Source organism: Pseudomonas sp. (genome assembly GCF_035512415.1).
GTDB lineage: Bacteria > Pseudomonadota > Gammaproteobacteria > Pseudomonadales > Pseudomonadaceae > Aquipseudomonas.
The window spans coordinates 1-18,793 of record NZ_DATKDZ010000047.1 but is presented as its reverse complement, the minus strand read 5'-3'; the positions used below and the strand labels follow the sequence as shown (position 1 = coordinate 18,793).

Genomic DNA, 18,793 nt, shown 5'->3' with positions numbered 1-18,793 from the left:
CGCAGGCGTAGGATTAAACAGGCCGCTTTCGAGCGGCTTGTTTATTTGCGGCTATAGAGACAGAGGAAGACTCAATGCACGTCAGTCGTCTATCGCGAACCTTGCTTGCGTTTCTGCTCTGGGCGGCGGCCTTGTATGTGCTGCTCTGCCTTGCTTTGCTGGTGTTCCAGCGTTCGCTTATCTACTTCCCGCAGCCCCGCGCTATCGATAATCCCACCACGCTGCTCAAGCTGCCTATAGAGGATGCCGAGGTGCTGGTTTCCACCCGGCCACTCGAGGGGCGCAATGCCCTGATCTATTTCGGCGGCAACGGCGAGGATGTTTCCCTCAATCTGCCGGAGTTTTCCCAGGCCTTCAGCGACCATGCGCTCTACCTGCTGCATTACCGAGGCTACGGCGGTAGCAGCGGCTCGCCCTCAGAAGAGGCTATTCAGGCCGATGCGATCGCCTTGTTTGACCTGGTTTATGCCCAGCATCCCTGCATTGTGGTGGTGGGGCGCAGTTTGGGCTCGGGCGTGGCAGTACGCCTTGCCAGCCAGCGTCCGGCCGCGGGTCTGGTGCTGATCACGCCCTATGAGAGTATCGAGGCGCTGGCCCGGCAGCAGTTTCCCTATGTCCCGGTGCAGTGGCTGCTTAAGGACAAATTCGAGTCCTGGAAGTACGCCCGGCAGATCGAGGTGCCCACACTGCTGATCGTGGCCGCCGAGGATAAGGTGATTCCTCGCGCCAGTAGCGATGCCCTGTACGGCCACTTTCAGCCTGGGGTGGCGAGGCTCGCGGTTATTCCGGCGGCGGGGCACAACGACCTGTCGCAGCGCCCGGAGTATCTGCGCCTGATCAAGAGCGGGTTGTGCCCGGGCTCAGTTCCATAACCAGTTCCATACCCCCGGCAGGCGCGCGTATTGCAGCGGGTCGCCCAGGGCGCGCTTGAGGGCGGCGCGTTCGAGGGGTGCACGCTGGTCGTAGAAGGGCTTGGCGTCTGTGGCCAGGCCGACATCCTCGGCGACATCCAGCAGGATCTGCAGGTATTCGCGCATATGCCGTGCGGTGTAGGGATTGAGGTCGTGGAAGGTCACCACCAGAGGAATCACCCCGTCTACCACGGGTAGAGCCCCGGCATGGATCTGTTCGGCGGCCCGCGCCAGTTGTTCGCGCAGGTTGCTGCGCCGACGCAGGCTGCCGTTGATACCCCAGGTCTTGCCATCGTTGGCGCTCAGATCGGTCAGCAGCAAGCGCAGGCCGTGGGCCTGGTAGGCCGCAAAGGTGCGTTCGTCGTAGTTCCAGAAGGGTGGCCGCACCAGACGCGGCGCGGCACCGCTGATGGCGGAGAGGTCGGCTACGCCATCTTTCAGCGATTGCTCCAGCTCGGCGGGGCTGAGAAAGCGGTGGTTGGCATGCCCGGGAGTGGCGGTGTGAAAGCCCAGCAGGTGACCATCGCGCTGTTGGCGGCGCAACAGTGCCTGGCCCTGGAGGCTGCCGCCGGCGGCCATGGCGCGGGTCTGGACAAAGAACAGTGCCTTGATCCCCGGCTGGATCGGGTTGTCGTCCAGAGCATCGAGAATCTGCTGGGTGGGATTGAGCCCCAGGCTCGCGCTGGGGCCGTCATCGAAGCTCAGGAGAAAGCGTATCGGCTCAACCTCGGGCCGCGGCTGCGGCGACGGTGCGCTGGTGCAGGCGCTCAACAGGGCCACAGTTGTTATCGCCCAGCTCCACCTGTGTAGCGTGCGAAGGGGAAGAGGGAACATTCCCCATATTTGAGCAGCGGTCGCGACGGGGCGCAGTGGAAAACTCATCGGTTGGTTTTGACTCGTGTAGACGGGGGCGAAGAGTACAGCAGCGGGCCTGCCAGGTGCACTAAAGGCACACAGGCTGTGCCGAGCTGTACATGCAGACCAGCAGGAGTGGCCTTTTGACAGCGCGGAACGCGCATAGATCCTTCTCGGCGCGCTGTCTTGATGGCCGAACCGGCCTTTCGCCGCCAGCGCTGTTGTCAAACATCGCGAGCCTGGCGGAGCAGGGCGATGCTCTCGACTGCTGCATAGAAGGTTTGCTGCTATACCTGAACAGGGCCAGCCGCACGATCAGCCTTGGAGCAATAGCCTATGAATTGGACTCTTCGCCGTCGTCTCCTTGCCAGCTTTGCCGTGATCATCGCCATCATGTTGGCAATGGTGGGGCTGACCTACGAGGATCTGCGCGATATCGAGCTGCGCGAACAGCACCTGCAGAAAGATTCTTTGCCTGGCCTGTATCACAGCGCGTTGCTGCGCAACGCCGCGTTGCAGGATTTCGTATTGTTGCAGCGACTGGTATTGGACCAGGCTCTGGTCGCCAGCCCGCAAGAGCTCGAACAACTGCACGAGTACGATGAGCGGATCGGCACGTTGATGGCGCAATACGAGCAAACCATCTTCAGCGAGCGCGACCGGGCCGCTTTTACCGCCTACCAGGCGCACCAGCAGGAACACAAGCGGCTGCAGGGCGAAGTGTTGCAACTCTACCTGCAACAGCAGCCGCAACAGGCGAGCCAGCTGCTGCAGGGAAAACTCTACCCAAGCTGGACGCAGGGCGAGACGCTGCTGGACGCGATAGGGCAGCTGAACAGTCAGGCCGTAACCGACGGTGCCGCCGGTATGCTGGATGCCGTGACTGAGGCCGAAAACAATCTGCTGATAGCCCTGCTGTTGGTCGTGATCGCCGCGAGTATCTGTGGCTATCTGCTGCTGCGGGCGATCCTCGGGCCGGTACAAAGCATCGTCGAGGCCCTTGCCGCGATGCGTGACGGCAACCTGAATACGCACCTGGTGCTGGCGCGCCAGGACGAGTTCGGGGTGATCGAGACTGGCTTCAACGCCATGGCCGCCTCGCTGCTTGAACTGGTGACGCAGTCGCAGCGCTCCTCGATTGCGGTCACCACTTCGGTTACCGAGATCGCCGCCACCTCCAAGCAGCAGCAGGCCAGCGCCACCGAGACAGCGGCCACCACCACCGAGATTGGGGCCACCTCGCGGGAGATCGTCGCCACCTCGCGCGATCTGCTGCGCACCATGAACGAGGTTGCGTCCGCCGCCGAACAGGCCGCGGCTTTGGCGGGCTCGGGGCAAACGGGCCTGATGCGGATGGAAGACACTATGCACCAGGTGATAGGGGCCGCCGAGCAGATCAACAGCAAGCTGGCGACCCTCAACGAGAAGGCCGGCAATATCACCCAGGTAGTCACCACCATCGTCAAGGTCGCCGACCAAACCAACCTGCTCTCGCTGAATGCCGCTATCGAGGCTGAGAAGGCCGGTGAATATGGTCGCGGCTTCTCCGTGGTGGCCAGCGAAGTCCGCCGCCTGGCCGATCAGACCGCGGTGGCCACCTACGATATCGAGCAGATGGTGCGCGAGATCCAGTCCGCGGTATCGGCCGGGGTTATGGGCATGGACAAATTCTCCGAAGAAGTGCGCCGCGGCATGGCCGAGGTGCAGCAGGTCGGCGAGCAACTGACGCAGATCATCCAGCAGACCCAAGCCCTGGCTCCGCGCCTGTCCATGGTCAACGAGGGTATGCAGGCCCAGGCCAGCGGCGCCGAACAGATCAACCAGGCGCTGCAGCAACTGGCCGAGACCACCGGGCAGACAGTGGAAGCGCTACGCCAGACCAGTAACGCCATCGATGAGTTGAGCCAGGTGGCCAGCGGCCTGCGTAGCGGGGTTTCCCGCTTCCAGACCTGAATAAGGGAGCTGCGCAGTGCTTGCAGTACATCACCCACAGATTGATACCACAGCCGAAGCGGACAGGCTTTTTCTGCTGTTCAGCTGCGCCGGCGTCCGCTATGGCCTGGATGTCGGCGAGGTGGCCGAGGTACTGGCGCAGCGGCGCTTGCAGCCGGTTGCCCAGGCCCCGGTCTGGGTGGCCGGAATCTTCAGTTATCGCGGCAGCCTGGTGCCGGTTCTCGACCTCAGCGCGCTGCTGGCCGGCCAGCCAGCGGCGCGGCGCACCAGCACGCGTATCGTATTGGTTCACTACCGCCGCGCCGACGGTGGGCCAAGCCATCTGCTCGGCTTGCTGGTCGAGCGGGCCGGGGAAACCCTGCGCTGCGCGCCGAGCGAGTTCCACGACTACGGCCTGGATAATCCGCACGCCGCCTATCTCGGGCCGGTGTATCAGGGGCCACAAGGCCTGGTGCAGTGGGTAGGGGTGCAGGCGCTGTTGCCTGCCGAAGCCCATGCCTTGTTGTTCCCGGACGAGCCCGACGCCGCTGCGCAAGAGGCTTCGACATGAGCGACTCGCAGCGCTTCGTCGACTTCCTCAAGACCCAGATCGGTCTTGAGGTCGGCTCGGTCGGTATTTCGGTTATCGAGCGGGCCGTGCGCCAGCGCATTGCCAGCGCGTGCGTCGCAGATGCTGACGCCTACTGGCAGGTGCTGCAGCACTCGGCCCAGGAGCGCCAGGCCTTGATCGAGGCGGTGATCGTTCCTGAAACCAGCTTCTTTCGCTATCCCGAGTCCTTCGTCTTGCTCGCTCAGTTGGCCAGCCAGCGCTTGCTAAGCCTGGCCGGTAGCCGTCCACTACGCATCCTCAGTCTGCCCTGTGCGACGGGCGAGGAGCCTTACACGATCGTGATGGCGTTGTTCGATACCGGGATTGCCGCGGCGCAGTTCCAGGTCGACGCGCTGGACGTCAGCCCGCGCCTGATCGAGCGGGCGCAACAGGCGCGCTACGGCAATAATTCCTTTCGTGGCGCGCAACTGGGGTATCGCGACCGTTATTTCAGCGCGGTTGAGGATGGCTACGCGCTGGATAAAAGCGTTCGCCAGCAGGTGCGCTTCCAGTGCGGCAATCTGCTCGACCCGGCACTGCTCGCCAATCAGCCGCCCTATGATCTGGTGCTGTGCCGCAACCTGCTGATCTACTTCGACCAAGCCACCCAGGAAGCCGTGCTGGCGGGGTTCAAGCGTCTGACGCGGCAGGACGGGGTGATCTTTGTCGGGCCGGCAGAGGCCAATCTGGCGTCTCGTCTTGGCCTGCAAACGCTGGGGATTCCCCAGGCATTCGCCTTCCACTACCCCGATGCAGCGGTAGCAATCGACCGCGCGCCGCAACCCAAGGCCCTGCGCCCGCAGCCCACACGCAGTGGTGATGGCCGCCCCCACACGGCGCTGCAACATGAGGCGCGCCCGGTAGCGGCAAGGCTTTCGGCAGCGCCCCCCGCAGAGAACAGCAGCGCGCAGCTGCAGGCCATCGTCACCCTGGCCAACCAGGGCCATATCGCCGAGGCGCAGCAGGCCTGCGAGCGTTTGCTCACTGAGCAGGGACCGAGTGCGGAAGTGTTCTACTGGCTGGGTTTGCTTAGTGATGCCAGTGGCAAGCCAGCCCAGGCCCAGGGCTTTTACCGCAAGGCGCTGTATTTGCAGCCGCAGCACCTCGAAGCCTTGAGCCACCTGGCCGCCTTGCTCGCCGCCCAGGGCGATCTGGCCGCCGCCGGCCGTCTGCGGGTCCGTGCCGCACAGGGAGGGGACAAGAATGCCTGAGCCGATCCTGGCAACCTCGCTGGCCGATGATGCACAAGCACTCGACGACTGCTGGAACCGCATCGGCGTACGCGGCGATAAATCCTGCCCACTGCTGGTCGAGCATATTCATTGCCGCAACTGTGCGCTGTATGCCGCAGCTGCCATTCGCTTGCTCGACCGTTACGTGCTGCAGCAGGACGAAGCGGATACGGAGCACGCACAGGCTCCGGCCACCGTGCAGGCGACGCGCTCGTTACTGGTGTTTCGCCTCGGCGAGGAGTGGCTGGCCCTGGCCACCCGCATTCTGGTGGAGGTAGCCGCGCCGGTGCCGGTCCACACCTTGCCACACCCGCGCGGCCGCGCCTTGCTCGGGGTTGCCAATGTGCGCGGCGCGCTGCTGACCTGCCTGTCGCTGGTCGAGCTGCTCGGCCTCGATGTCAGCGGTGCGCCAGCCCCGGCCGCGGGCGTACGGGTGGCACCGCGCATGCTGGTGCTGGGGGCCCCCGGCGGCCATCTGCTGGCCGCGGTGGATGAAGTGGACGGCATCCATGGCTTCGCCCTCGATCTACTTGCCGAAGCTGAACGGGACAACACCCTGGACCCCGCCAAATGCAGCCGTGGCGTGCTGCAGTGGCGCGGACGCAGCCTGCGCCTGCTGGACGAGGAGCAACTGCTGCAAACCATGATCCGGAGCCTGGCATGACGCCTGAGGAGATGCGCGACGCGCCCATGCTGGAGCTGTTCCGCCTGGAGGCCGAGGCGCAAACCCAGGTGCTCGCGGCCGGGTTGCTGCTGCTCGAGCGCAATCCGACCCTGAGTGACCAGCTGGAGGCCTGCATGCGCGCGGCCCATTCGCTCAAGGGCGCGGCGCGGATCGTCGGGGTCGAGGCCGGTGTGCAGGTCGCCCATGCCATGGAAGACTGCCTGGTCGAGGCCCAGGAAGGGCGCTTGCAACTGAGTCCCGCGCATATCGATGCACTGCTGCTGGGCAGCGACCTGCTGCTGCGTATCGCCACCCCCGAGGCGCTGGTCGCACCGGCGGAAATCGATGCCATGATCGCCCAGTTGGCCGGTCAGGTCGGCGCACCGCTGCTTGCGCCGCCAGCTGCAGCGCCTACCAGCGCCCTAGCAGTCGATGCGCCAGCCGATATAGCCGAACCGCTCCCCGCGGAGAATCGCCCGCTTGAAGGCGGCGAACGGGTGCTGCGGGTGACCGCCGAGCGCCTCGACCATTTGCTTGATCTGTCCAGCAAGGCCTTGGTCGAGGCCCAGCGGCTAAAGCCGCAACTGCTGGCCCTGCAACGCGGCAAGCGCATGCAGATGCAGTTGGGGCGGATGCTCGAAAACACTCAGCAGGCCTTGACCGAGGGCGCTACCGACACCTCTGCACTGGCGCCCCTGACTGAGGCCCGACGTGTGCTCGGCGACTGTCGGCAGTTGTTCGAACAGCAGGCTGCTGCATTGGACGAGTTCGCCTGGCAAGCCGCGCAGCGCGCCCAACAGCTCTACGACACCGCGCTGGCGTGCCGCATGCGGCCGCTGGCCGATGTGTTGCGCGGCCAGGCGCGGATGATCCGTGACCTCGCCCGCAGCCTCGACAAGCAGGTGCGCTTGCAGGTTGAGGGAGACGCCACCCAAGTGGACCGCGACGTGCTGGAACGGCTCGATGCGCCCCTGATCCATCTGCTGCGCAATGCCCTCGACCACGGTATCGAGGCCCCGGCCGAGCGGCTGGCCGCAGGCAAGCCCGCCGAAGGCGTGATCAGCATCAAGGCTCGCCAGCAGGCGGGCTCCTTGCTTCTGGAAATTGCCGACGATGGTGCCGGGGTGGACTTGTCGCGGTTGCGCGGGAGTATCGTTCAGCGCCAGCTGGCCAGCGAGGAAACCGCCGCGCAATTGAGTGAGGAGGAGTTGCTGAGCTTCCTGTTTCTGCCTGGTTTCAGCCTGCGCGAACAGGTGACCGAGGTGTCTGGACGCGGCGTCGGGTTGGACGCGGTGCAGCATATGTTGCGCCAGCTGCGCGGCGGCATTCAGTTGCAGCAACAGAGTGGCCGCGGCATGCGCTTCTTGCTCGAAGTGCCGCTGACGCTCTCGGTGGTACGCAGCTTGGTGGTCGAAGTCGGCGGCGAGGCCTATGCCTTTCCCTTGGCCCATATCGAGCGCATGTGCGAACTGGAACCGGCCGCCATTGTGCAGCTGGAAGGGCAGCAACATTTCACCTACGAGGGCCGTTCGGTCGGCCTGGTGGCGGCCGGTCAATTGCTCCAGCGGCCTGTCGAGCGAACAGCGCGGGCCACGATCCCGGTGGTGCTGGTCGGTGTGGGCGAGGCCCTTTACGGAATTGCCGTCGAGCGCATTATCGGCGAACGCACCCTGGTGGTCCTGCCGCTCGATGCGCGCCTGGGCAATGTGCAAAACGTCCTCGCCGGTGCCGTACTCGACGATGGTGCGCCGGTGCTGATCCTCAATGTCGAGGATTTGCAGCGCTCGCTGGAGCGTCTGCGCAGCAACGGTCGCCTGGAGCGCATCGACCGCAGCGGGCAGGAACCGGGTGTGGCGCGCAAGCGCGTGCTGGTGGTCGACGATTCGCTCACCGTGCGCGAGCTGCAGCGTAAGCTGTTGCTCAACAGTGGCTACGAGGTGGCGGTCGCGGTGGATGGCATGGACGGCTGGAATGCGCTGCGCGCCGAGTCTTTCGACCTGTTGATTACCGATATCGACATGCCGCGTATGGACGGTATTGAGCTGGTGACCTTGCTGCGTCGCGATCACCGGATGCAGTCGCTGCCGGTGATGGTGGTGTCCTACAAGGACCGCGAAGAAGACCGCCGGCGCGGCCTGGAGGCCGGTGCCGATTACTACCTGGGCAAAGCCAGTTTCCACGACGAAGAGTTGCTCGACGCGGTGGCGATGCTGATCGGCAGGTCGTTATGAAGATCGCCATCGTCAACGATATGCCGATGGCCGTGGAGGCGCTGCGCCGGGCGCTGGCCTTCGCCCCCGAACACCAGATCGTCTGGGTTGCCGGCGATGGTGCCGAGGCGGTACGACGCTGCGCGGCGCAGACGCCGGATCTGCTGTTGATGGATTTGGTTATGCCGGTGATGGATGGCGTTGAGGCGACCCGTCGAATCATGGCGCAGAGTCCCTGTGCGATTTTGCTGGTGACCGGCGACAGCAAGCAGAACCTGCGCCAGGTCTTCGATGCCATGGGCCACGGCGCGCTGGATGTGGTCAACACCCCGACCCTGGGCGGCGAGGCCGGCGCATCGCTGTTACGCAAGATTCAGAATATCGGCTGGCTGATCGGCCATGCCGATAAGCAGGCCCGTTACGCCGCGCCAAGTCAAACCAGCGGCGTCGCGGCGCAGCAACTGGTCGCCATCGGTGCCTCGGCGGGTGGTCCGGCGGCGCTGGCGGAGCTGCTGCACGGTATTCCGGACGGTTTCCCCGCGGCCATCGTGCTGGTTCAGCATGTCGATAAGGTGTTTGCCGCCGGCATGGCCGATTGGCTGGCCCAGGTTTCCGGCGTGCCCGTGCGCCTGGCGCGCGATGGCGAGCCGCCACAGCGGGGCACGGCACTGTTGGCAGGCACCGACCAGCACCTGCGGCTGTTGGCAAGTGGTCAGCTGGCCTACACGGCCGAGCCCAGCGGCTATTCTGCTTATCGACCGTCTATCGATCTGTTCTTCGAGAGCGTGGCCGCGCACTGGCATGGTCAGGCGGTCGGCGTGCTGCTGACCGGTATGGGCCGTGACGGTGCTGCGGGGCTTAAACAAATGCGCGAGCGGGGCTTTTTGACCATCGCGCAGGATCAACAGAGCAGCGCCGTTTACGGCATGCCCAAGGCGGCCGCGGAACTCGACGCCGCTGTCGAAATTCGGCCCTTGCAGGAGATTGCGCCGCGCTTGCTGAGCTTTTTGCCTGAGCGATGAAGGTCGTACAGCCAACGGTCATTGGGAGCTTCACGTATGAGCGTTTCACTTGATAAATCCGTGCTGAAAGTCGATGAAAACGCCGCCATGGTCCTTCTGGTCGATGACCAGGCGATGATAGGCGAAGCCGTGCGGCGCAGCCTGGCCGACCAGGAGAACATCGATTTTCACTTCTGTGCCGATCCGCAAAAGGCCATCGCTCAGGCCGTGCAGATCAGGCCCACGGTGATCCTGCAGGATCTGGTCATGCCCGGGGTGGATGGCCTGACGTTGGTCAGCCAGTACCGCGCCAACCCGGCGACTCGCGATATTCCCATTATCGTCCTGTCGACCAAGGACGACCCCGGGGTCAAGAGCGCCGCCTTTTCTGCCGGTGCCAACGATTACCTGGTCAAGCTGCCGGATGCCATCGAACTGGTTGCGCGGATCCGCTATCACTCGCGTTCCTACCTGACCCTGTTGCAGCGCGACGAGGCCTACCGGGCGCTGCGCGAGAGCCAGCAGCACCTGATGGACACCAACCTGGTGCTGCAGCGCCTGATGAACGCCGACGGCCTGACTGGCCTGTCCAATCGCCGGCATTTCGATGAGTTCCTCGCCGTGGAGTGGCTGCGTGCTCAGCGCGAACAGGCGCAGATATCGCTGCTATTTATCGATGTCGACTCTTTCAAGGCTTACAACGACGAGCTGGGCCACCTGGCTGGTGACGATCTGCTGTGCCAGGTGGCCAATTCCCTGCGCGAGAACTGCACCCGGCCGGCCGATATGGCCGCCCGCTACGGTGGCGATGAATTTGTCATGCTGCTGCCTAGCACCCCGGCCGCCGGGGCGCGGGTAGTAGCCGAGAAGATTCGTGAAGCCATGCTGGCGCGGCGGATTACCCACAGTTATCCCACCCACGGCTCCCTCATGACCTTGAGTCTCGGCGGGGCGACCCTGGTGCCGCTGCCCGGCGAGTCCCCGCAGTTGCTGATCCAGCTGGCTGACCAGGGCCTCTATTGCGCCAAGAACCAGGGCCGCAACCGGGTCAAAACCCTCGAAAGGCCGGTGCCGCCGGCCTCATGGTAACGATGGGCTACCCGCTACAGCCTCAGGCCTTGCTCCCTTAACCGCTTATAAAGGGTATTGCGGCTCAGCCCCAGACGCTTGGCCAGGTGCGAAATATTGCCGCCGCAGGCGTGCAGTTGGCGGGCCAGGTCATTGTCAGCGACCACCGATATCACTGGCTGTTCACTCGCTGTTTCTCCCTCATCCTTTTCCTGCAGATCGGCAAAGAAATCATCCGGCAGATGCTCAGGGCGGATCGGCTGTTCGTCAGCCATGGCCAGGGCGATCTGCAGCACGCTGCTTAACTGGCGCAGGTTGCCCGGCCAGGGGTGGCGCTTGAACAGGGCCATGACTTCTGGGCTTAGCCCGGCCCATTGTTGTGGTTCGCGGTGATAGTCCCAGATACGCTGGACCAGGGCGGCCTTGTCCGTGCGCTGGCGCAGCGGCGGCAGTTCCAGGTTGAGACCGCTGATGCGGTAGTACAGGTCCTGGCGAAATAACCCGGCTTCCACATCCTGGCGCAGCGGACGATTGGTGGCGGATACCAGGCGGATATCCACCGGGTACAGTTCGCTGCTGCCCAGGGGCTGTACGCAGCGCTCCTGCAGCACACGCAGCAGGCGCGCCTGTACGCGCAGGGGCATATCGCCGACTTCATCGAGAAACAGGGTGCCTTTATGGGCCTTGCGGATCAGGCCGATGCTGCCTTTCTGGCTGGCCCCGGTAAAGGCACCTTTCTCGTAGCCGAACAGTTCGGACTCCACCAGTTCGGCGGGGATAGCCGCGCAGTTGACCGCGATCAGCGCCTGTTTGGCGCGCGAGCTGGATTGGTGCAGGGCCTTGACGAACACCTCTTTGCCTACCCCGGTTTCGCCGTGTACCAGAATCGGGATGTCCTTTTCCAGCAGGCGTTCGGCTTGGCGTACGGCCTTGTCCACTCGCGGGTCGCCGAGGTTGATCGAGGCCAGGGTAAAACCGTTGCCCTGGGGCAGCGGCTCAGCTTCGGCGGCTGGGCGGAAATCGCGGGCCTGGATGGGGGCGGGCTGCTGTGGGCGTTTGACCTGGGCGTGGAAGCGAAAACGGCCGCCGGCGCGCAGGTTGAACGGCTGACCTTCGGGCTGGTTGAGCAGCTGGCGCAGCGGCACATCGAACAGGCTCTCGATATTCACTCGGGCCAGGCCCACGCCCAGCAGGCTGTCGGCGCGGCGGTTGGCCGATACCACCTGGCCCTGGTCGTCGAAGATCAGGAGCCCGGCCCAGGGGCTGTCGAGGTTGTCCAGGCTGGTGTTGAAGCTGAGCTGAAAGTAGCGCTGCTGGAACAGGTTGAGAATCAGCCGGTTCTCCACCGACTGGCTCATCATCTTGACCATGCCCAGGGTGTGGGCCGGCGGCAGGTAGCTGTCGCTGGAGACATCCAGCACCGCGATCATCTGCCGCTGCTCGTCGAAGATCGGCGAGGCCGAGCCGGTCATAAAGCGGTTGGCCTTGAGGAAGTGTTCGTCGTGCTGGATATGCACCGCCTGGCCGCAGCTCAGGGCGGTGCCGATGGCGTTGGTGCCGGTGTAGCGTTCCAGCCAGCTGGCCCCGGCGACGAAACCGGGGGCGCGGCTGGGTTCGATAAAGCGCTGGTCGCCCCAGGACTGCAGCACCTGGCCCTGATGGTCGGCGAGCATGATCAGGCAGTTGGAATTGGCCAGGATATTGCCGTAGTAGGGCAGCACTTCCTTATGGGTGGTCTGCACCAGGGCATGCTGGCTGTCGAGCAGGGCCGACACCTCGCCGGGGCTGGGCCGGCTGAAAATGGGCGTGCTCTGATGGGTCAGGCCGAAGTCGCGGCAGCGCGACCAGGAGTCCTGGATGATGCGGTCGTGGGGCAGGGCAGCAGTAGCTTCAGCCATCACAAGGGCCTCGGGGTGGTTCTTGTTGTTATGGGTTTCGGTCTGCGCCGAAGTCGACTCAGTGTCGCTTATGACTGTTCAATGTCAACGCCGCGACTGTTCAAGTGTTCACTGTGCACTGTTCAACGTTGTTCAAATAATCTGCCGTGGGGATTCAGGCTTCTGCATTAGTTTCTTGTAAATCAATGGCTTGAAGTTTTATTTCAGGGTTTGGCACGGAACTCGCCTTGTTAGATGGAGATAACAAGAAAAAGGACGGCCCATGTCACTTACCCTGGAGCATGTCACGCGGATCGTCGATAACCAGCTGCATATCGACGATGCCTGCCTGAGCTTCGAACCCGGTTCCTTCAACGTGTTGCTGGGCCGCACTCTGTCCGGCAAGACCAGCCTGATGCGCTTGATGGCCGGACTGGACAAACCCAGCAGCGGGCGCATCCTGATGAATGGCGCGGATATGACCGATGTCTCGGTGCGCCAGCGCAACGTGTCGATGGTTTACCAGCAGTTCATCAATTACCCGACCCTGACGGTGTTCGAGAACATCGCCTCGCCGCTGCGTCAGGCCGGGGTGAGCAAGGCCGAGATTCTCGACAAGGTGCACGCCACGGCGAAGATGCTGCGCATCGAGGCCTTGCTCCAGCGTCATCCGCTGGAGCTGTCCGGCGGCCAGCAGCAGCGCACGGCCATGGCTCGCGCCCTGGTCAAGGATGCCTCGCTGATTCTGTTCGACGAGCCCCTGGTCAACCTCGACTACAAGCTGCGCGAAGAGCTGCGCCAGGAGATGCGCGAGCTGTTCGAAGCCCGCCATACCATCGCCATCTACGCCACCACCGAACCCAATGAGGCCCTGGCCCTGGGCGGTACCACCACCATCCTGCACGAAGGTCGGGTGGTGCAGAGCGGCAAGACCGCCGAGGTCTATCACCGCCCGCAGCAGGTGCTGGCCGCCGAGCTGTTCTCGGAGCCGGCGATCAACCTGATGCCGGGGCGCATCAGCGGTACCGAAGTGAGTTTCGCCGATACCGTGCATTTCCCCCTCAACCCGGATCTGCAAGACATCGCCGAGGGCGAATACCGCTTCGGCGTGCGCCCCAGCCATATCGGCCTGGTGCCCTCCAACGATGATGATCTGGAACTGGCGGTGACCGTCGAACTGGCCGAAATCAGCGGCTCGGAAACCTTTCTGCATGTGCGCAACGAGCAGTTCGTGCTGGTGCTGCACCTGCCCGGGGTGCATGAGTACGACGTGGATACGCCGATCCTCATCTATATCCCCACCCACAAGCTGTTTGTCTTCGCTGCCGACGGGCAGCTGATTCAGGCCCCCAGCCGCCGTTTAGGGAGGACCGCCTGATGGCCGAGATCCGTCTGCACAACCTGGCCCACAGCTACAGCCGCGACCCCAAGGACCCGGCCGATTACGCCATCCGCGAGATGAACCACGTCTGGCAGCAGGGCGGTGCCTATGCGCTGCTGGGGCCGTCCGGCTGCGGCAAGTCGACCCTGTTGAACATTATCTCCGGGCTGCTTAGCCCCTCCCATGGCGAGGTGCAGTTCGACGGCAAGGTGGTCAACCAGCTGCACCCGGAGCAGCGCAATATCGCCCAGGTTTTCCAGTTTCCGGTGGTCTACGACACCATGACGGTGTTCGACAACCTGGCCTTTCCGCTGCGCAACCAGGGCATGAACGAAGCGAAGGTTCTGGCCAAGGTCAACGAAATCGCCGAGGTGCTGGAACTGCACCCGCTGCTGCACAAGCGGGCGCGCAACCTGACCGCCGACGAGAAGCAGAAGGTCTCCATGGGCCGTGGCCTGGTGCGTGATGACGTGTCGGCGATCCTCTTCGACGAGCCGCTGACGGTGATCGACCCGCACCTGAAATGGAAGCTGCGGCGCAAGCTCAAGCAGATCCACGAGCAGTTCAATATCACCATGGTCTACGTCACCCACGACCAACTGGAGGCCTCGACCTTCGCCGACAAGATCGCGGTGATGTACGGCGGCCAGATCGTCCAGTTTGGCACCCCGCGCGAACTGTTCGAGCGGCCCAGCCACACCTTCGTCGGCTACTTTATTGGCAGCCCGGGGATGAACCTGATCGACGTGCAGCCCTGCGCGGATGGGGTGCGCTTCAATAACACCGTGCTGCCGCTGTCGCCGGCGCTTAATCGGCGAATTGCCGAACTGGGCGGGCAAAGCCTGAAAGTCGGCATCCGGCCGGAGTTCGTGCATATCTGGGACGGCCCCAACGACGACGCCCTGTGCGGCGAGGTGGTGCACCTGGAGGATCTGGGTACCTACAAGATTCTCAGCCTGAAACTCGATGGCCAGCTGCTTAAGGTGCGCCTGCAGGAGGACCAGCCGGTGCCGCAGCAGCGCGTCTACCTGAGCTTTCCGGCACAGTGGCTGATGCTCTACGCCGACGACTTTCTGGTCGAGACCCAAGCGCTGGAGGTGCAGCCATGAAGGTGCAGAACAACAAGGCCTGGTGGCTGGTGCTGCCGGTGTTTCTGCTGGTGGCGTTCAGCGCCATCGTGCCGATGATGACGGTGGTCAACTACTCGGTGCAGGACATCTTCGACCACTCCACGCGCTATTTCGTCGGTGTCGACTGGTACAAACAGGTGCTGCAGGACACCCGCCTGCATGATTCGCTGCTGCGCCAGTTCATCTTCTCCGGCTGCGTGCTGCTGATCGAGATTCCCTTAGGCATCGCCATCGCCCTGTGCATGCCGACCAAGGGGCGCATGGCTTCGCTGGTGCTGATCGTGCTGGCGATTCCGCTGCTGATCCCATGGAACGTGGTGGGCACCATCTGGCAGATCTTCGGCCGCGCCGACATCGGTTTGCTCGGCTGGAGCCTGAACAGCCTGGGTATCAGCTACAACTACGCCTCCAACACCAGCGACGCCTGGGTCACGGTGCTGATCATGGACGTCTGGCACTGGACCTCACTGGTGGCGCTGCTGTGTTATTCCGGGCTGCGGGCAATTCCCGACGTGTATTACCAGGCGGCGCGTATCGACCGTGCGTCAAGCTGGGCGGTGTTCCGCCATATTCAGCTGCCCAAGCTGAAAAGCGTGCTGCTGATCGCGGTGATGCTGCGCTTTATGGACAGCTTCATGATCTACACCGAACCCTTTGTGCTGACCGGCGGCGGGCCGGGTAACGCCACCACCTTCCTCAGTCAGACCCTGACTCAGATGGCCATCGGCCAGTTCGACCTGGGCCCGGCGGCGGCGTTCTCCCTGGTGTATTTCCTGATCATCCTGCTGGTGTCCTGGCTGTTCTACACCGCCATGACCCACAACGATAAGAACCGCTGAGGCCGACCATGAACCTACGCAAACAAGTGGTGCTGGGGCTCTATATCCTGTTCCTGCTGGTGCCGATCTACTGGCTGCTGAACATGTCGTTCAAGAGCAACAGCGAAATCCTCGGCGGCCTGAGCCTCTGGCCCCATGACTTCACCCTGGCCAACTACAAGGTGATCTTCACCGACCCCAGCTGGTACGAGGGCTACCTCAACTCGCTGTACTACGTCAGCCTCAATACGGTGATCTCCCTGAGCGTGGCGCTGCCGGCGGCTTACGCCTTCTCGCGCTACCGCTTTCTCGGCGACAAGCACCTGTTCTTCTGGTTGCTGACCAACCGCATGGCTCCGCCAGCGGTGTTTCTGCTGCCGTTCTTCCAGCTGTATTCGTCTATCGGCCTGTTCGACACCCATATCGCCGTGGCCCTGGCCCACTGCCTGTTCAACGTGCCGCTGGCGGTGTGGATTCTCGAAGGCTTTATGTCCGGGGTGCCGAAGGAAATCGACGAAACGGCCTATATCGACGGCTACAGCTTTCCGAAATTCTTCGTGAAGATCTTTATCCCGCTGATCGGTTCGGGCATCGGCGTCACGGCGTTCTTCTGCTTTATGTTTTCCTGGGTCGAGCTGCTCCTGGCGCGCACCCTGACCTCGGTGGACGCCAAGCCCATCGCCGCGGTGATGACGCGCACCGTCTCGGCCTCGGGTATCGACTGGGGTGTGCTGGCGGCGGCGGGGGTGTTGACCATCCTGCCGGGCATGCTGGTGATCTGGTTTGTCCGCAACCACGTGGCCAAGGGCTTTGCCCTGGGCCGGGTATAAGGAGAAAAACGATGGATTGGATGGCCTGGACTCTGCCCACTGCGCTGTTTTTCGGCGGCATCGCCGCGATTCTCGCGGGCATGACGGTGTGGGAACTGCGTTCGCCCTGTGTCGAGCGCAAAGGCTTCTTGCCGATCAGCACCACCCGTGGTGATCGGTTGTTTATCGGTCTGCTGGGAAGCGCTTACCTGCACCTGCTGGTGGTGGGCACGACCGATTGGAGTATCTGGATAGCCACGTCGCTGTCCCTGTTCTGGCTGTTTGCAGTGATGCGTTGGGGTTAAGCCGGGCTGCCCTGGGCGCGCCCGCTGGTTGGGCGCGACCAAGACCCGCTTGCCTCATCCCAAACCCTGAGATGGAGGTCTCTATGTTCGACAATAACAACAAAACGCGACATAGCATGGCGTTGGCTGCCCTGCTGACATTGTCTGGATTAAGCGGCGCAGCCTGGGCCGATGCCTACGAGGAGGCCGCCAAGAAGTGGATTGCCGACGAGTTCAGCCCCTCGACCCTGACCGCCGAGCAACAACTCGCCGAGCTGCAGTGGTTTATCAAGGCTGCAGAACCCTTCCGTGGCATGAGTATCAGCGTTGCCTCGGAAACCATCGCCACCCACGAATACGAGTCCAAGGTACTGGCCAAAGCCTTCAGCGAAATCACCGGGATCAAGCTCAAGCATGACCTGATGCAGGAAGGCGATGTGGTGGAGAAACTGCAGACTCAGATGCAGTCGGACAAAAACATCTACGACGGCTATATCAACGACTCTGACCTGATCGGCACCCACTTTCGTTACGGCAAGGCTGTGTCGCTGACCGACATGATGGCTGGCGACGGCAAGGACTTCACCTCGCCGACCCTGGACTTGGACGACTTTATCGGCCTGTCCTTTACCACTGGACCGGACGGCAAGCTCTATCAGCTGCCCGACCAGCAGTTCGCCAACCTTTACTGGTTCCGCGCCGACTGGTTCGAACGTCCGGAGCTGAAGGCCAAGTTCAAGGAAATCTACGGTTACGAGCTGGGCGTGCCGGTCAACTGGTCGGCCTATGAAGACATCGCCGAATTCTTCTCCGAGAAGGTCAAGGAAATCGACGGTCAGCGCGTCTATGGCCATATGGACTACGGCAAGAAAGACCCGTCCCTGGGCTGGCGCTTCACCGATGCCTGGTTCTCCATGGCGGGCGGTGGCGACAAGGGCCTGCCCAACGGCCTGCCGGTGGACGAGTGGGGCATTCGCGTCGACGGTTGCCGCCCAGTGGGTTCCAGCGTTGCCCGCGGCGGCGACACCAATGGCCCGGCGGCGGTCTATGCCACCACCAAGTACGTCGACTGGATGCGCCAATACGCGCCGCCGGAAGCTCAGGGCATGACCTTCTCCGAATCCGGCCCGGTGCCGGCTCAGGGCAGCATCGCTCAGCAGATATTCTGGTACACCGCCTTTACCGCAGACATGACCAAGCCGGGCCTGCCGGTGGTTAATGAAGACGGCACACCGAAGTGGCGCATGGCACCGTCGCCCAAGGGCCCGTACTGGGAGGAGGGCATGAAGCTGGGTTATCAGGACGCCGGTTCCTGGACCTTCCTCAAGTCCACCCCGGACAAGCAGCGCCTGGCGGCCTGGCTGTACGCCCAGTTCGTTACATCCAAGACCGTGTCGCTGAAGAAGACCCTGGTTGGCCTGACGCCGATTCGCGAGTCGGATATCAACTCGCAGGCCATGACCGACGCCGCGCCGAAGCTCGGCGGTCTGGTGGAGTTCTACCGCAGCCCGGCACGGGTGCAGTGGACGCCCACCGGCACCAACGTGCCGGACTACCCGCGTCTGGCCCAGCTGTGGTGGCAGTTTATTGCTGAAGCGGCCAGTGGCGACAAAACCCCGCAAGAGGCGCTGGATGGCCTGGCGGCAGCTCAGGACACCATGCTCGGGCGTCTGGAGCGTTCCGGTGTACTCGGCGAGTGCGGTCCCAAGCTGAATGAGGCGAAAGACCCGCAATACTGGCTGGATCAGCCGGGGGCACCCAAGCCGAAACTGGCTAACGAGAAGCCTAAAGGCGAAACCATCAACTACAACGAACTGCTCAAATCCTGGGAACAGGCGCGCAACTAAGGTCCACTTGCAATAAAACACGCTGTCTAGTCCTGAAATAGGTTTACACCTTTCCAGATAGCTCGACAGACCTCAAAACGCCCGATGCACAGCATCGGGCGTTTTGTTTTTCAGGGCCATGTGGGGCCGTTCCATGTTGTAGATCTGCACCGCCTCATCCACCA

General features: G+C 63.2%; 17 protein-coding genes. 14 read left to right on the top strand and 3 right to left on the bottom strand.

The features are described 5' to 3' along the window. Positions 1–74 precede the first annotated feature (74 nt). Positions 75–872 (top strand): serine aminopeptidase domain-containing protein, encoded by a 798-nt coding sequence (locus VMP31_RS23085; RefSeq protein ID WP_325510151.1) that lies wholly within the window; start codon positions 75–77, stop codon positions 870–872. Here VMP31_RS23085 and VMP31_RS23080 read toward each other — a convergent pair. Beyond that, positions 861–1,745, bottom strand: a complete 885-nt coding sequence (locus tag VMP31_RS23080) for a polysaccharide deacetylase family protein (RefSeq protein WP_414705487.1) — start codon at positions 1,743–1,745, stop codon at positions 861–863. The genes VMP31_RS23085 and VMP31_RS23080 overlap by 12 nt on opposite strands. A gap of 357 nt (positions 1,746–2,102) precedes the next feature. Between VMP31_RS23080 and VMP31_RS23075 the strand changes: the two genes are divergently transcribed. From VMP31_RS23075 to VMP31_RS23045, 7 genes are read left to right on the top strand one after another with little or no spacing between them, the layout of a single operon-like run. After that, positions 2,103–3,719, top strand: coding sequence for a methyl-accepting chemotaxis protein (locus tag VMP31_RS23075; protein WP_325510147.1), 1,617 nt, complete (start codon positions 2,103–2,105; stop codon positions 3,717–3,719). Positions 3,720–3,735: 16 nt separating this feature from the next. Next, positions 3,736–4,269 carry a chemotaxis protein CheW gene (locus VMP31_RS23070; RefSeq protein WP_325510145.1) on the top strand — a complete coding sequence of 178 codons (534 nt, stop codon included), beginning with the start codon at positions 3,736–3,738 and terminating at the stop codon, positions 4,267–4,269. Continuing rightward, complete coding sequence (locus VMP31_RS23065; protein ID WP_325510143.1) at positions 4,266–5,519, top strand: CheR family methyltransferase; 1,254 nt, start codon at positions 4,266–4,268, stop codon at positions 5,517–5,519. The genes VMP31_RS23070 and VMP31_RS23065 overlap by 4 nt, the downstream gene beginning before the upstream one ends. Beyond that, on the top strand, positions 5,512–6,204 hold the full coding sequence (locus VMP31_RS23060) for a chemotaxis protein CheW (protein ID WP_325510141.1): 693 nt from the start codon (positions 5,512–5,514) through the stop codon (positions 6,202–6,204). Before VMP31_RS23065 ends, VMP31_RS23060 begins: the two co-directional genes overlap by 8 nt. Continuing rightward, a complete protein-coding gene (locus VMP31_RS23055; protein WP_325510139.1) occupies positions 6,201–8,435 on the top strand; it encodes a hybrid sensor histidine kinase/response regulator in 2,235 nt (744 codons plus the stop codon). The genes VMP31_RS23060 and VMP31_RS23055 overlap by 4 nt, the downstream gene beginning before the upstream one ends. Beyond that, entirely contained in the window at positions 8,432–9,436 is a 1,005-nt protein-coding gene (locus tag VMP31_RS23050; protein ID WP_325510137.1) for a chemotaxis response regulator protein-glutamate methylesterase, read from the top strand. Before VMP31_RS23055 ends, VMP31_RS23050 begins: the two co-directional genes overlap by 4 nt. Before the next feature lie 36 nt (positions 9,437–9,472). Continuing rightward, positions 9,473–10,504, top strand: a complete 1,032-nt coding sequence (locus tag VMP31_RS23045) for a diguanylate cyclase domain-containing protein (protein WP_325510136.1) — start codon at positions 9,473–9,475, stop codon at positions 10,502–10,504. A gap of 14 nt (positions 10,505–10,518) precedes the next feature. Here VMP31_RS23045 and VMP31_RS23040 read toward each other — a convergent pair whose 3' ends face one another. Continuing rightward, positions 10,519–12,381, bottom strand: a complete 1,863-nt coding sequence (locus tag VMP31_RS23040) for a sigma-54-dependent Fis family transcriptional regulator (RefSeq protein WP_325510134.1) — start codon at positions 12,379–12,381, stop codon at positions 10,519–10,521. Between the two features lie 262 nt (positions 12,382–12,643). Between VMP31_RS23040 and VMP31_RS23035 the strand changes: the two genes are divergently transcribed. The 6 genes from VMP31_RS23035 to VMP31_RS23010 all read left to right on the top strand — a co-directional run bounded on the left by VMP31_RS23035 (position 12,644) and on the right by VMP31_RS23010 (position 18,629). Next, on the top strand, positions 12,644–13,738 hold the full coding sequence (locus VMP31_RS23035) for an ABC transporter ATP-binding protein (protein WP_325510132.1): 1,095 nt from the start codon (positions 12,644–12,646) through the stop codon (positions 13,736–13,738). After that, complete coding sequence (locus VMP31_RS23030; RefSeq protein ID WP_325510130.1) at positions 13,738–14,850, top strand: ABC transporter ATP-binding protein; 1,113 nt, start codon at positions 13,738–13,740, stop codon at positions 14,848–14,850. Before VMP31_RS23035 ends, VMP31_RS23030 begins: the two co-directional genes overlap by 1 nt. Continuing rightward, positions 14,847–15,710 (top strand): sugar ABC transporter permease, encoded by an 864-nt coding sequence (locus tag VMP31_RS23025; protein WP_325510128.1) that lies wholly within the window; start codon positions 14,847–14,849, stop codon positions 15,708–15,710. The genes VMP31_RS23030 and VMP31_RS23025 overlap by 4 nt, the downstream gene beginning before the upstream one ends. A gap of 8 nt (positions 15,711–15,718) precedes the next feature. Continuing rightward, on the top strand, positions 15,719–16,519 hold the full coding sequence (locus VMP31_RS23020; protein ID WP_325510126.1) for a carbohydrate ABC transporter permease: 801 nt from the start codon (positions 15,719–15,721) through the stop codon (positions 16,517–16,519). A gap of 11 nt (positions 16,520–16,530) precedes the next feature. Further along, positions 16,531–16,803, top strand: coding sequence for a DUF2160 domain-containing protein (locus tag VMP31_RS23015; RefSeq protein WP_325510124.1), 273 nt, complete (start codon positions 16,531–16,533; stop codon positions 16,801–16,803). An 83-nt stretch (positions 16,804–16,886) separates the two neighbouring features. Then, positions 16,887–18,629 carry an ABC transporter substrate-binding protein gene (locus VMP31_RS23010; RefSeq protein ID WP_325510122.1) on the top strand — a complete coding sequence of 581 codons (1,743 nt, stop codon included), beginning with the start codon at positions 16,887–16,889 and terminating at the stop codon, positions 18,627–18,629. 72 nt (positions 18,630–18,701) lie between these two features. On the opposite strand, the gene VMP31_RS23005 is transcribed toward VMP31_RS23010, so the two are convergent. Next, on the bottom strand, positions 18,702–18,793 hold a 92-nt coding region (locus tag VMP31_RS23005), incomplete at its 5' end, for an integrase core domain-containing protein (protein WP_325507584.1).